The sequence below is a fragment of the Streptomyces griseoviridis genome, assembly GCF_005222485.1.
GTDB classification, from domain to species: domain Bacteria; phylum Actinomycetota; class Actinomycetes; order Streptomycetales; family Streptomycetaceae; genus Streptomyces; species Streptomyces hintoniae.
Genome location: NZ_CP029078.1, coordinates 36,837 through 50,753, shown reverse-complemented (window position 1 = coordinate 50,753; position 13,917 = coordinate 36,837). Strand labels below are relative to the sequence as shown.

Annotated in this window: 11 protein-coding genes; 6 read left to right on the top strand and 5 right to left on the bottom strand. The window is 71.0% G+C overall.

Going from position 1 to position 13,917, the window contains the following annotated elements:
* The first annotated feature begins 19 nt into the window (after positions 1-19).
* The 3 genes from DDJ31_RS00205 to DDJ31_RS00195 are packed head-to-tail and all read left to right on the top strand — an operon-like array spanning position 20 to position 3,496.
* Positions 20-1,633, top strand: coding sequence for a Mu transposase C-terminal domain-containing protein (locus DDJ31_RS00205; protein WP_431029105.1), 1,614 nt, complete (start codon positions 20-22; stop codon positions 1,631-1,633).
* Positions 1,630-2,373 carry an ATP-binding protein gene (locus tag DDJ31_RS00200; RefSeq protein WP_127175784.1) on the top strand — a complete coding sequence of 248 codons (744 nt, stop codon included), beginning with the start codon at positions 1,630-1,632 and terminating at the stop codon, positions 2,371-2,373. The genes DDJ31_RS00205 and DDJ31_RS00200 overlap by 4 nt, the downstream gene beginning before the upstream one ends.
* 13 nt (positions 2,374-2,386) lie before the next feature.
* Positions 2,387-3,496, top strand: coding sequence for a hypothetical protein (locus tag DDJ31_RS00195; protein WP_240677913.1), 1,110 nt, complete (start codon positions 2,387-2,389; stop codon positions 3,494-3,496).
* A 20-nt stretch (positions 3,497-3,516) separates the two neighbouring features.
* Here the strand turns inward: DDJ31_RS00195 and tpg (DDJ31_RS39985) are convergent, their stop codons facing one another.
* A complete protein-coding gene (gene tpg / locus DDJ31_RS39985) occupies positions 3,517-4,071 on the bottom strand; it encodes a telomere-protecting terminal protein Tpg (RefSeq protein WP_127175783.1) in 555 nt (184 codons plus the stop codon).
* Positions 4,072-4,340: 269 nt separating this feature from the next.
* Between tpg (DDJ31_RS39985) and tap the strand changes: the two genes are divergently transcribed.
* From tap to DDJ31_RS38725, 3 genes are all read left to right on the top strand, one after another.
* Positions 4,341-6,563: a telomere-associated protein Tap gene (gene tap / locus DDJ31_RS00185; protein ID WP_127175782.1), complete on the top strand. Its 2,223-nt coding sequence runs from the start codon at positions 4,341-4,343 to the stop codon at positions 6,561-6,563.
* Between the two features lie 10 nt (positions 6,564-6,573).
* Positions 6,574-7,092, top strand: coding sequence for a telomere-protecting terminal protein Tpg (gene tpg, locus DDJ31_RS00180; protein ID WP_346656299.1), 519 nt, complete (start codon positions 6,574-6,576; stop codon positions 7,090-7,092).
* A 289-nt stretch (positions 7,093-7,381) separates the two neighbouring features.
* Entirely contained in the window at positions 7,382-8,299 is a 918-nt protein-coding gene (locus DDJ31_RS38725) for a hypothetical protein (protein ID WP_206280770.1), read from the top strand.
* 17 nt (positions 8,300-8,316) lie between these two features.
* Here the strand turns inward: DDJ31_RS38725 and DDJ31_RS00170 are convergent, their stop codons facing one another.
* From DDJ31_RS00170 to DDJ31_RS00155, 4 genes are all read right to left on the bottom strand, one after another.
* A complete protein-coding gene (locus tag DDJ31_RS00170; RefSeq protein WP_127182346.1) occupies positions 8,317-9,474 on the bottom strand; it encodes an ATP-binding protein in 1,158 nt (385 codons plus the stop codon).
* Positions 9,471-11,774 (bottom strand): DDE-type integrase/transposase/recombinase, encoded by a 2,304-nt coding sequence (locus tag DDJ31_RS00165; RefSeq protein ID WP_127182347.1) that lies wholly within the window; start codon positions 11,772-11,774, stop codon positions 9,471-9,473. The genes DDJ31_RS00170 and DDJ31_RS00165 overlap by 4 nt, the downstream gene beginning before the upstream one ends.
* Positions 11,771-12,496, bottom strand: a complete 726-nt coding sequence (locus tag DDJ31_RS00160; RefSeq protein WP_127182348.1) for a hypothetical protein — start codon at positions 12,494-12,496, stop codon at positions 11,771-11,773. The genes DDJ31_RS00165 and DDJ31_RS00160 overlap by 4 nt, the downstream gene beginning before the upstream one ends.
* Positions 12,497-12,669: 173 nt before the next feature.
* Entirely contained in the window at positions 12,670-13,671 is a 1,002-nt protein-coding gene (locus tag DDJ31_RS00155; RefSeq protein ID WP_164785077.1) for a TniQ family protein, read from the bottom strand.
* Positions 13,672-13,917 lie beyond the last annotated feature (246 nt).

The window sequence follows — 13,917 nt, the reverse complement described above, 5'->3', positions numbered from 1 at the left end:
GGCGCTGCGCGGTCCGGCCGTGCGGCGGCTGCTCGCCCTGCGGGCAGCGAAGAAGCTGACAGCAGTCCATGTACGGGTGGCCGCGGACGCGCTAGGGGTGTCGGAGCGCACGGTGTGGCGCTGGCTGGCCACCGCTCAGAGCGATGAGACCGCGGCTGCCAACCCCGGCGCACGCTCCCGGGTCGATGCAAGGTTCACGGTCACGCCCGAGGTCCGTGGACTGTTGGCGCTGTGGAAGGGGAACGTGCGGGCGGTCCACCGCGAACTGGTCCTGCGTGCTGCCACGCAGTCTCCGCCTGCAGACGCGCCGTCGCTGACGACGCTGCACCGGGCGATCCGCCGTGATCTGACGCCCGGGGAGCGGGCCGGACTTGCGGGAGGGGAGCGGGAGGCGCGCAAGCATGATGTGTTCCTGGCCCGGCCGCGGGGCTGGCGCAATCAGGTGTGGGAGACGGACCACATGCAGGCGCCGGTGCTGGTCGACGTCGAGGGCAAGGCTCGCAGGCCGTGGATCACCTGGTTCACCGACTGCGCGACGAACGCGATCACTGGCGTCGCGGTCGCGCCGGGGGATCCGTCGCGGGAGTCGGTGCTGGCCGCGCTGCGCTCCGCGGTCCTGCGCGAGGAACCCTACGGTCCGTTCGGCGGCGTGCCCGAGAAGGTACGGGTGGACCGTGGCAAGGACTTCCTGTCCCGGACGGTGACCGCAGCGTTCGATCTCCTGGACGTGACGGTGGAGGACCTGCCCGCCTACACCCCCCACCTCAAGGGCACCGTGGAGGGCCTGAACCGGGCGGTGGAGAGCATGTTCCTGGCCTCGCTGCCCGGCTACGCCCGCCAGTCGCGCCCCGGCAAACGTGCTTCCCGTCCGAAGGACGAAGTGCTGCTGGGCTTTGAGGACTTCACCGCCCGGTTGCTGGATTGGACGCTCTGGTGGAACACCGAGCACCGCCCGGCGCCGTTGCGGGGCAAGACTCCGCTTGAGGCGTGGCAGGACGATCCCACCCCGCTGCGGGATGTGCCGGCCGCGGATTTGTGGACGTTCACCCTGGAGGACGCCGGCACCCGCACGCTGACCACCCGCGGCATCCGCTTCAAAAGGCGCGACTACGTGGGGCCGTGGATGACCGGCCAGGCCGGGATCCAGGTCCGCATCCGCTTCATGCCCCACCACGACCACCGCATCGAGGTCTACCACGCCGCCACCGGCCGCTACCTGGGCCCCGCGGACCTGGCCGACCAGGCCACCGACGAACAGATCAGCGCCGTACGAAGGGCGCGGGCCGCTCGTGCCCGCCGCCTGAAGAAGGACCTGGAGGCCTCGCAGCGCGAGCGCTACGCCGCCGTGAACCAGCCCGAGGCCCCCCGGCGGCTCGGCGCGCTGACCACCGCCCAGGCCGAGGCCGAACTCGCCCAGACTGCCGACTCCGACCTCGCGCAGCTCGCGATGCCGGACCTCATCCCGCACGCCGCGCCACCGGCCGACTGGCGCACCCCGGCTTCCCTGGCCGCGCTGACCACGCCAGGCCCGCCCGTCCGGTACCCGTACGGCCGTGACGGCGCTTCCGCCCCCGACGGCCCAGGCGGGCGGCCCGCACCTCCCACCACCGACGAAGACGGAGACGCCTCGTGACCGCGGCCACCTACCAGTACGTCGACCTGCCCGACGCCTCCGTGGTCACCACCCGCGCCCTGCTCACTGCCCGGGAGAACATCACCGACACGGTCGCTGCCCGCGCCATGATGTGCATCCACGGCGGGGCCGGCTTCGGCAAGACCCTCGCTGTCAACACCTGCCTGCGCGCACTCGAACCCGGCGAGGATGTCCGAAAGATCACCTTCCGGGCCCGGCCCACGGCCCGCGCGGTGCGCTACGAACTGTTCACCGCGCTCGACCTGGCCGGCGAGCCACCGCGCCACCCCAGCGAGTTCGACCGTCTGCTGAAGACGGCCCTGGCCGAACGCCCCCGTACCTTCCTCGTCGACGAGGCCCAGTGGCTCAACGGGGAGGCGTTCGAATACTTCCGCTACCTCTGGGACGAACCCTCAACCCAGCTCGCCATCATTTTCGTCGGTGGCGCGGGCTGCCACACCGTGCTGCGCCGCGAACCGATGCTGTCCTCCCGTGTCTTCATCTGGCAGCAGTTCTCCCGCCTCACACCCGACGAGGTCCTCGAGGTGATCCCGCTGTTCCACCCGGTCTGGGCTGACGCCGACCCCGAGGCCATCGCCTTCGCCGACAGTCACGCCGCGCACGGCAACTTCCGCGCCTGGGCCCAGCTGACCGCCCACACCCGCACCGGCCTGGCCCGCACCGGCCGACCCCGTGTGGATCAGGAACTGCTGCGCTGGGCCTTCAGCCGCCTCGCCTGACCACCACGCCGCCATGCCGCCCGCCGTGCCGTCGCCCGTCGCCGTGGTCATCGACCCGGGCGACGATGCGGTTCACACGCGCACCGCTCTGGCCGCCCACCACGTGCCGTCCGGCCGGATCACCCTGCACCCCGGACCGGGCACCACCAGCGAAACCGGTCTTGCCCACGACCTTCTCGTCGCCCTGGGTAAACCGCCCCTGCTCCCGGGCGGCTTTCCCGCCGGCCGTCAGCCCGCCTGGGAAGCCGCCACCGCATGGATCACTGCCGTGCCCGTCACCCGGCTGACTGTCCTGCGCGCTCACCGCCTCACCGCCCGCCGCACGATGCGCCTCCTGGAGCTGCGCACCCTCACCGGTATCCACCTGACGCTGGTCTGCCACCGCCCTCACCTTCCCGCCGCCCTGCACCAGGCCCTGCAGACGGCCGACTACTGCGTCACCGCTGACCTCCAGGCCGCCCGCCGCCACTACTACGGCACACCGGCCGCCGTATCCCCGCTTGTTGACGAGCCCGCCCGGTCGGCCAACCGGTGGCTCACCCTGCCCGTGCTGGACCGCCTCGTCTCCTACGACAGCCCCGCTCCATGTACCGCCCCGTGCACGCCGCCGCCGATCGTCTTCCGGCACCGCCCGCCACCCGCACTGCTCACCGAGCAGGCAGTCCGGGAAGCCGCCCGCCGTCTGGCCACCGTGACGGCCCACCCCCGCCTGGCCGCAGCCCTTGCTGTCGCGCTCTTCACCGGTGTCTCCTTCCAGCAGCTCGCCACCGCCCGTCCCGGCGACTACGACGACGCCGCGGCCACTCTGGCCCTGCATGACCGCGCCCGCTACACCGACGGCTGCGCCACCCACCGCGTGCCGCCGTGGGCGCGCGTCTTCCTGAAGGCCGCCGTCTGCTTCGCCCGGCTCGCTCCTGGACAGGACCAGCATCTGCTGGCAGGCCCTCACGACCGCACCCATCTGCTGCGCGTGGCGGAGGTAGCCCGGCTCTGCCCGCCCCAGCCGCCCGCCGGCCAACACACCGGCCCTGCCGGCCGTATCCAGTGGGACTGGCGCGAACGCAAGGAAGCACAGCACTACGACGCGATGCTGACACGGAACCAGAGGCCGCCCTCGCGCTGAGTGCGAACCCTGCTGCACGGTCAGTCGATGGAGAAATCGGCGAACTCGACGTCGGTGAAGGCGATCCCGAGACCGTGGGCGCGCAGGCCTCCGTCCCGGAAGTAGGCATGCCCCAGCGCTCGGGCGAGGATCACCATCTGCTGCTGCTCGCCCCCGCCGGCGTCCCGGGCGGCGAACAGCTCGCGGGCCACTTCTCCCGACAGGTGCTGGGTGATGAGCCGTACCCGCGGGTCGTCCGACGAGCCTGCCGGAGCGGCGAATCCGAACCGCGCCCTGGTGTGGAGGACAAACCCGTCGGCCTCGGCCCGGGCCCTTCGGCGGGCGCGCACCAGGGGCTGCCACCGTGCCCTGACGGCCTCATCGATCAGCCCCGTATGCACAGCACTGGGACGGCGGCGCATTCCCGGCCGGGTGGTGACCCACCTCTGTACCGTGCGTTGGGAGATCCCCAGGAGGACAGCCACGTTCTTCGTGGAGCCCTTCTCCGCCCTGAGTAGGAAGCGCACAGCGGCATCACTCGTAGGTACGGGACGGGTCAGCAACGCCCGCTCGAGCCCTTTGACGATCTCACCCATGCCCGCCCCCGAGCGTTCTGCCCCCGCGATGGCTGGTGCACGGCGGCCGTCTGCTCTCCCAGATCTCTCACACCAAGCCGCTCTCCCCGACCAGTTCAGGCATAGCCAGGACACCAGCTGCAGCACTCGGCTAAAGACAGCAGTAACCCAAACCCGAGAACGCCCTTCCCGAAGCAACCGTGAACCCCCAACCGCCATTTACGCCATCCGTACGTGCTTGGTACGCGAAAGGTGCGCTTCACGCTAGGGTCTGGGGCAGGAGGTTCTGTATGTCCGAGCTGTTCGACGCGGTCGACGCGCTGGTCTCGTCCCGCTCCACGCTGCCGCCCCCGGCGGAACGCAAACGGCTGCGCCAGGCGCACGGTCTGACGCTGGACGAGGTGGCCGCCGCACTGCAGGTGCGGCGCGCGACGGTCAGCGGCTGGGAGGCCGGCAAGACCGAGCCGCGGCCGCCGGAGCGCGACGCGTACGCCCGTATGCTCAAGCAGCTCGCCCAGCTCTACCCCGCCAACGCCCCGGTGCCCTCTGAGGACACGGCGGTCCCCGAGACGCCTGCCGTCCCGGCCGTTCCTGCGCCATCGGTCGCTGAACCGGCCAAAGCTCGCACCGAACCAACCGCAGACCGGATCCTGGAGCCTGTTTCCGAGGACACCGCGCTGCGCCCCGCCGCTGTGCCGCATCCGGTGGCCACGACCAGGCCGACGTCGCGTCGGCCGCCCGCGCGTAAGGCCGCCCCCGTCGGCAGCCCAGCCGGTGGTGTCGATGCGCGGTTCGAGAACGGGCCGCTCGCGGTCGTCGACGTCGAAGACGGCCAGGTGCTGGCGTACTGCGTCGGCGGCCTGGTCCTAGACGTACCGGCGAAGTCCGTTCCGGCCTTGGTGGAGTGGACGCTGAGTGAGGGGCGGCTCGGTCAGCCGAAGTTGTCCGGTCCGGGCAAGGGCGCCGATCCGCTGCTCGTCCTCACGGAGGCTGCACTGGAGCACTACGGCCTGCCGGTCACGATCACAAAAGAGGAGCGCCTGGCCGGGCGGATCCCGGAGGGCCACAAGGTCATCAAGCAGTTGACGCGCGCCGACTGGAAGCTGACCAAGCGCGGCTTCGGGCCGTGGGCGAGGATCTACCGCCCCGCGCAGGGTTCGGAGCGGGCGTGCGTGCAGTTGTGCATCCCGTCGTGGGACGCGCTGGACACCCGGCACTGGGCCAACACGGGGCAGCTGCCGCCGGCGGATTTGGCCCGGCTGTTGGGCACGTATGCGGCCCGGGTGATGACGCCGCGCGGCTCCACCGCCGTCACAGGCCTGGAGCTGATGAACGCCCTGCACCCGCCGACCCGCGCCTCCGAACCCGACGAGACAGGCAAGAGGCACTCCGAGCACAACCCCGGCTCGCTGGGGAAGGATCCAGTGGACTGCGCGCCGTGCGAGGCCCCCGACGGCCACCCGCTGCTCGCAGACCTGCCGCGCTTCCATCACCGCACCCCGGCTGAGGTCCTGGTGGAGGAGGCGTACGACTGGGCGCGCCCACTCACCGACGCCGAATGCCTTCGCCCCCATCTGGTGGGCATCGACGTGAACATGGCCTTCGCCGCCGGCGCGAACGGCCTCACGGTCGGCCTGGGCGCGCCAACGCACGTCAAGAACCCCGCCTTCGATGCGAAGCTGCCCGGCGCGTGGCTGGTCGACCTGTCCCACGTCGACCTGTCGAGGGTGAAGGTCGCCAAGGACACGTGGGTGGACCTGGACGGCTCGTTGCTGCCCAGCCCGTTCACGCCGAAGGGCGAACGGCCCGAGGGCCCGGCGTGGTACGCCACGCCCACCGTCGCGTACGCGGTCGAACTGGGCTACGAGGTGCGCCCGATCGAGGCGTACGTCCGGTACGAGAACGGCCGTTACCTGGACGGCTGGTACAACCGGCTGCGCGATGCCTACCTCGCCACGATGGCCGACCTCGGGGTGGGCGCGGACCTGTCGCCGGAGGAGTTTTTGAGGGCGATGGACGGCTACCGGCAGCGGGACCCTCAGCTGGCGATCGTGGTGTCCGCGGTCAAGGCGACCGTGAAGGGCGGCATCGGCAAGCTGCGCGAGCGCCCGCGCGGGGAGGGCTGGAAACCCGGGCAGCCGTGGCGGGCCCTTGCCCGGCCGACGTGGCGCCCGGACATCCGCGCCGCTGTCATCTCCCGGACCCGGATCAACATGCACCGCAAGATCGTCAAGCATGCAGCCTTCACCGGGCAGCACCCGGTGGCGGTCCTCTCGGACTGCGCCGTCTACGCCTCCGACGGGCCCTCCCCGCTGGACTTCCTGCCCTACCGGGACGGCAAGCCACTGCCGGGCGGCTTCAAGCTCGGCGTGAACCCTGGGCTGGTCAAGTGGGAGGGCACGCAGAGCGTGCTGTGGGGCGAGGGCGTTCGCGAGCAGTTCAACGCCCCGGACCTCAACCTCGCCCGGTACATCAAGGACGGCACCGTCACCGACCAGGACACCGGGGAGTAGGTAGAGCGCGATGAGCCTGTTCGGGGACGGCCTGGACGCCGCGGTGCAGAAGGCGTTCACCCGCCCGGCGCCCAAGAGTGCGGGCCCGCAGATGCGCTACCTCGTCAAACAGTTGGGGGGCACCAAGGCGGTCGCCCAGATGCTGCGGATCTCCCAGCGCACCGTCGAGCGGTACGTGAAGGACCAGATCAAGAAGCCCCGCGCCGACCTCGCCGCCCGCCTGGAGCGCGAGGTGAAGAAGCGGTGGCAGCCGCAGATCCGGGCGAAGGCCCGGCAGAAGGCGGCGACCACCGGCGGCATCGTCATCGACACCTGCGCCCGCATGGGCTACACCGCGCCGATCGGGTCGACGGACCAGGACCGCATCCGGCACCTGACCATCGCGCTGCCGCCCCGCTACGCCGCCCGCCTCTTCGACGCCCAGGAAGCAGGCGCCACCGACCAGCAGCTCAAGGAGATCGCCGCCTGTGACTTCTCATCGAGAATGCATCCTGGGCGCTCTGTGAGCTGCGGGGTTGCAGATAGTTGAGAACGGAGTGTGTCCCGCTGTATGTGCTCTGGCCTGCTGTGGTGCAGGTTGATTGAGAAGGGCGCAGATCCAGTGAGAACTCCTGAGGATCTGGGCGCTGATCGGAACGGGCGCGATCTTGTGGCCTGGCCTGGTTGCTGGGTTCGTGGGGGCAGGGCGGGCTGGCGCTGTCCCTGTGGCTCCGTACCGAAGCATCGGCCTCCGCGTGGTGGTTTCAGCGCTTTTGGGGTGGGGGTTCTCGAAGCGCCGAGACGATGGGCTGGACTGACGGGACTGCCTTGGAGGGGCTGTGGAGAAGCTCGTCGCTGCCGCCGATCATGTGCACGATCATGCGAGAGATCGTGGGCGGCGGTTCGTTGCGCCCTCGGAATGTTACGTGCCGGACTTCGGGGCGCGGGCTGCTGTGATGGACCAGTTGTACGACGCGGCGCTGGACGGCTGTCAGGGGTGCCGGTCGGTTCTGCTGGATCGCGTGGCGACGGACGCTCGATCGGTCGGCAAGCTGATGGAGTGGGCGTGTGTGATCGCTTTGGAGGTCTACGGCGGGTTCCCTGCGGCACTCCTGGACGGCGACGGGTCGGCGGACGCCGTCGTGCGAACCTCGGCCGCGTTCCGCAGACTTGCACAGCCGTGGGCCGACGGCGCGCGGACGGGAAGTGCCACGAGCGCGGACTGCACGATGCAGGAGCGGCGGGATGCGGCGGACACGGCCGTGGCCCTGGTGGCCGCGCTGAGCGCGGATCATCCCCGAAGTCAGGAGCCGCTCGACATTGGCCCCGGTGAATCGCAACTGAGGGCGCAGAGCGGGCACTTCGCCGATCAGGCTGTGATCTTCATGCTGCAGCCCATGACCATGAAAATGGAGACTGCGCAGGGCGAGGTAGAGGTGGCGGACGTCGTGGAGTTCCTCGTGCGCGAGGCAGGAGGGAAACCTCTGTCGACGAGCACGCTGTTCGCCCCTGAGCGCACGGCTGGTTGGAGTGCGCAACTGCGCCTGCCCGGCGACATGCTGAGCGTGTCCTTCCCGGACGGGCTGTGCTTCTACGAAGGGACAATGCCGTCGTCAGCAGCGTGGCGGCGGGCTGTCGCCGCGGCGGGGGATGTTGTGATCATTACCGGGCCGATGGCTGATCCGACGTGTGTGGACGGTGCGATCTGGGCCGGCCGAACGACCTATGTGCGGGCACCGCTGACCATGCACGAGTAGCCGACTGCCAGGCGCCTTCACACCGTACGGTCCGTTGTAGTGGTGGGGGCGTCCGTGACCTCCGGCTCGGGATCGCTTGCCCAGAGACTGTCGATGTCGTCGCCGGCGGGCAGGTCGAGGTAGGCGGCGGCGTCCCGCAGCACATCGGGGGTGAGGGCTTCACTGTGGTCGAGGATCGCGAGCTGGCCGGCCATGCCGATCAGCGGGGCGAGGTGCTCCATGAGCCCGTCGGTGATGCGGTACAGCACTTTCTGGTATTTCAGCAGAGTGCCCGGCACGTGCTGGATCAGCCGCAGTTTGCCGTCGAAGGTGGCGAGTGCGCTGACCCACTCGTCGGGGTGCTTCGCGCTGCGCGGCGGAAGCCGGTTGACCCACAGGGTGGGCACCGCGCGGGGCCGCAGCGCGGCGGTGTTCTGGCCGGTCCGGCGCAGGGCGGGGATCCGGGCGGTGCGGGCCTCGCGCAGGATGTCGCTGGAGCCGATGCCGCTCCAGAAGATGGTCAGCGACAGTTCGTCAGTGAGGTAGTCGAAGAAGTCGAACGTCGGCTGCAGGTCTTCGGCGCGCAGCCGGTCGATGCCGTCGATCAGGCACAGGCGGGTACGGCTGGTGCGCAGCATGTGCAGCGCGGGCCCGGTGAAGTCCTTCATACGCGGGACAAGCTGACCTTCGGCGTTGTGGCGGTACAGGTCCCATCCCAGGAAGGTGGCCATGACGGCGGACCAGTCGGCCGGAGTGCCGGGGGCGGGCGGGGTGTTGAGGCAGACCACGGGGATGACGGTGTCGTCGATGCCGTGCAGCTTCTCCAGTCGGCCCTGAAAGCCCAGGCCGATGTGGTGCAGCAGGGTCCGCTTGCCGGTGCCGCGGCAGTCGCTGTCGATGGCGACGTGGGGGCAGGGGTGGCGGCGTTCACCGTTGAGACGCAGCAGGCGGCGCGCGGTGAGCAGGCCCTTGCTGATGTCGGGGGTCTCCACCAGCCCTAGCCGACCGTGGTAGCGCACCCGCGGATCGTCCTCGGCGACCTCCTTGGGCGGCGCGGCGGGCAGCGGCGGGGGAGAGGGGGGATCCTCGCGCGCCAGCGCGTTCCAGCCGTGCACGGTGCTGGTGAGGTCCTGTGGGTGCAGCGGCGCCGCCGAGCGGGTGGCAGTGGTGCGTGGTGCGCGGGTCTGGCTCGTCATGATCGTTCTCCTGGCGGGGGCGGGAGGTCATCCGGCGGCAGAGTGCCGCTGTCGGGGTGCGGGGTCTGAGGCAGTGAGGCGAGGAAGTCCTCAAGGCTCTGGGCGCCGCCCCGTACCGGTTCCGGGGTGTCGAACAGATCGCGCGCGGGCCGGTCCAGCGAGCGGAACGGGCGCACCGACTCGATGTCCAGCGGCGGCAGTTCAGCGGTGGCTTCGACCGAGGACGCAAGCGCACGTGGCCGCGGCGGGGCCGGCCGGGCCGGCGCGGCCGCGGGGGTGGTGAGGCCGGGCTGCGGCTCCTGCGGCCCGGCGGCCATGGTGCGCTGCAGCTCGGCCAGGACCCGCGTGATAGCCACCTCGTCCCGGATGCTGCCGCCCCGGGCCTGGTGGATGCGTACGGCTTCCTCCCAGGCTTCCTCCGTCCACCGGTCGAGCAGCAGCCGGCGGTGGATGAAGGGAACCTCCACCCACGGGTCCTCCCCGCGCGCCTCGGCCTGATGGTCGAACAACCAGGCGAATTCGGGGTTGTTGGGGGAGCAGTGCACCTCCCAGCGGCCCTTGAGCCAGGCCAGATCGGACGGGCCGCGGAAGGCGTCCAGGCCGCCCCGCTCCAGGTTGTAGGTGCGGTTGTTGAGCTGAAAGCCTTTGCGGGTGACGCGCACGTACCAGGCGGGCAGCAGTTTGCGTGTCTGGCTCTCGGTCAGGCTGATGCGCCGGTAGCCTCGCATGCCCACCAGGGCGGCGTACATGGCGTTGGGGGAGACCTTCACCCCGGGATGGAAGGGGCTGCGCAGTCCGCCGTGCGGCATCTGCTGCCAGTGCAGCACGACCCACTGCTCGAACAGGTCCTGCAGCTGGGGAATCGTCCACACCAGCTGCTTGCGGACCTTCTTTCCGCGCAGGTCCAGACGGTGATGGGTGTAGGAGGCGAGGTACTGGCTGAACCCGAATTTGATGGCCCGCATGGCCCGTTCCACGATGGCCTTGTCGATCGCGGTGCGCAGCCGGGCCTTGCGTACCTGGATGCCCAGCGACAGGCAGGCCCGGGTGAAGTCCTCGGAGATGTAGGGCGATCCATGGTCGATGACCACGGTGTGCGGCTTGATGACGGGGCGGGCGGCGGAGCCGGCGAACCGCTCGTCGGCGGCCAGGAGTTCTTCGTAGGGCAGGGCGGATCCCTCCATGAGGGTCTCGGGGCCCCAGCCCGGCCGGGCCGGCAGCGGTGCCAGCGCCTGTCCGAGCACCTGCACCGTGTCGAAGGACCGGGTGGCCCGCCCGGCGATCCACCGGCCTTTGCCGTCGCCGCGGCGGTGGCGTTTGGGCACGATGAGCGCGCCGATGATGCTGCGGGTGGCGACATCGATGGCGATGGTCAACTCCACCGAGATCACCCGCCCGTCATCGCCCATCACCAGGACATCCAGCCCGGTGGTGTCGATCTGGACGAGCTCACCGGGCCAGCGCGCGAGGGTCGCCGGACGCCCGGTGTACCAGCTGGCGGTGTGGGCGCTGTCGGCGGACCGGGCCGCTGCCACCGCATGCGCGTTCTCGGCGGTGATGCCAAGGCCGGCCAGCAGCCGGTACCAGGTGGCCTGGCTGCAGCGCCACTCCTTGGGGAGCTTGCCGTCTTTCGCGTAGCGGGCGGCGATCAGGCGCTTCACGTCGTCGATCAGACGCGACAGCGTGCCCGGCGAGCGGCCCGTTTCCCGCTCGTCGTCCAAGACCTCCCACACCAGGTCGATCACCTTCGCGTCGAGGTGCCCGGTGAGGGACGCGCCGCGCAGGCTGCGCTTGTCGACCAGTGCCATCAGGCCGCCCGCCCGCCACGCGGCGCACTTGCGTTTTACGGTGGCGGCCGACACCTGGTGGCCGAGCGCGGTGAGCTGGTCCGCCTTGGCCTGACAGCGCTGCTCGAGGGTGCGCAGGTGGGGGTCGAACGCGGCCGCGGGCGGGGTGTCGGCGGCAATCCAGGGCGCCTGTTCGTGCAGGACCTCTTGGACGTGCCGCTCCCACCGCTGCGCCTCCTTGCGTAACGCCCGCGGCAGGCCCTGCAGTTCACCGACTCGCATCGGCAGCACGGTCCGCTTGGCCGGCCGGCTGACGACGGCGAAGTCCGGCGCCGCCGTCAGCGCCCGCTGCACGATGACCAGAGGATCCGCCGCCACCTGCCCGGGCCGTTCCAGATACACATGGGGCCCGCAGAACGCGATGACGTTCCAGGTGTTGCCGCGATAGCGCACCGTGTCCCCCAGGGCGAGGCTGTCCCACAGCGGGGGCGGCTCCAGGCGGTGCCCGTTCACGCCGGAACCCCAGGACCGGCGGCGCGCCACACGGTCGTGGCGGGCGTGAGCAGGTGGCCGGGATCGAACAGCAGGGCGCCCTTCCACAGCAGGTGGTAGGCCAGGTCCACGCCGCTGAGCAGCGGAAGTCCGGCCGCCCGTACGGCGCGTGAGATACGGCGCGGACGGGGCACCCGGTCGAGCAGCAGCTCGAGCTGCTCCGGGCAGTCGACGGCGTCGCGGGCCGCGTGCATCAGGGTGAGATTGTCCAGCTCCAGGCCCTGCGGGGGCACCATCACCCGCACCAGCCAGCCCGCGGCTGCGGCCGCCGTGGCCAACACGTGCTGCTCCAGGCTCCATTGCTCCGTGATCTCGGACGGCTGCACGCACACCACCTCGCGGCGCCCCGCACGCCAGGCGACAAACGCCGGCCGCACACGGTGCGGCCGCTCACCCTGCCAGTGCAGCTCCATCGGGCCGGCGCTGCGCACCCCCGGCTGCGGGTCGCGATCCAGCAGCATCGAGCAGGCCAGCTCACGCAGCGAGGAACACACCAGCGCCTGGCCGCCGACCGGGGCCGCGGCGTTGGTGACAAACGAGGTCCGTCCCGGATAGGCCACCGGCGGCCGCAACGGCGGCAACTCCTCGAACGGGATACGGCCCGCCCGCTGAACCGGCAGGGCTTGCTGCCGTCCGAAACGGTCGACGTACACGACCGTGATGTCCCGGGCATACACGGGCACGCTCCCACCCCCTGACCTCGTGGCGGACGACCACGCAAACAGCCCCGGCCAGCATCGGCCGACCCGACCCCCAGGGCAGGGCACTTCACCACCGGCCACCCGAACCGGCGATAAGTCGAGCGCATGTTCCACTTGCGGAATGTGCAGGGTGGGGTGCTCGCGCGAACGCACGGTCAGACGGGCGCCGACGGGTCGCTCCACTCCCACGGCAGACAGCACCGGTCCTCCAGCGCGCCCTGCTCGTTACTGCTGTGATGCACCACGGCGCTCACGCACGGCGCCGGCCCGTCGCGGCCGGGCACGAAGCCCTCCATGCGGGCGGGCGCGTCGCAGCGATGGTGCAGCGCCAGCCATTCCGCCACCGGTACCTGCCATCGCCCCGCAGACACCCCCGCCGCCGCGGCCAACTCGGACCCGGCTGCCGCCAGTTCGGCCTCGGCCCGACCCCACTGTGAGGCCGGCGTCACGGCACGCCGTCGCTCATGGCGCAGCAGTAGCCGGGCCATCTGCACCGCTTCGGGATACAGCAGCAGCCATGCCGTGCCGGGATCCGTCAGCTGCAGGTGCGCCCGCCGCGCCCGGTCCTGCCACACCGGCCCGAACAGGCAACGACGCCACCACCATCCGACGATCGCGAAGGCATCTGCGGACAAGAACGCCCCTGCCGACCCCCACTGCCGCTCCAGGCGCAGCCGCACGCGGTGGGCGCGCACCGTCTCCGGCAGCCGCCGCACATCGACCGCTTGTGTGCCTACCTGCCGGACGTGGCTGAACCGGTCGTGTCGCCGGCAGATCGTCCACACATCCGGCCTCACCAGCCACACTGCCGTCTCGGATGCGCCGCGCCGGGCCGCGCACAGAGGACAGGCGGGCACCAGATAGTGCGGCAGCGGCTGCCAGGGCCAGTCCCACCGGGCCTGCTGTCCCGGCAGCAGATGCGGCTCCCGCAGATGCGGCAGCGCCCGGCGCAGCCGCGGCCAGTTCATCTGCACCATCACCGCCAGCCGGTCGACGGCGGCACGGCTGAGGAACACCTCAGCCAGATGCGGCGCCAGTGCCTGCTGCCCGGGCGGGCCCGCACCCAGCTCGCCGAGCAGAAAGTCCACCGACACCCCCTGCACGGCGGCCACCCGGGACAGATACGACGCGTTGGACTCGCCCGCCAGCAGCAGCACACGCCGCGCCGCCAGTCTCCCGCCGTACACCGTTCCCCACCCTCCTTGCGCCCCGGCATCGGCCGATCCGCCGCTCGCCGCACCGCGCCCGTGGTCTGTCGGCCCACGGTCGCCGCCCCTCCTTACCACGCCATCCGTGCCCTGCCCATCAACTTCACCCGCACGGATGACAAACGGACGCAGACGAGCCCGCGCCACGCCTGCCGCGCGGCATCCTGCCGGGGATCCTCACCGCGCCGGCCCCAG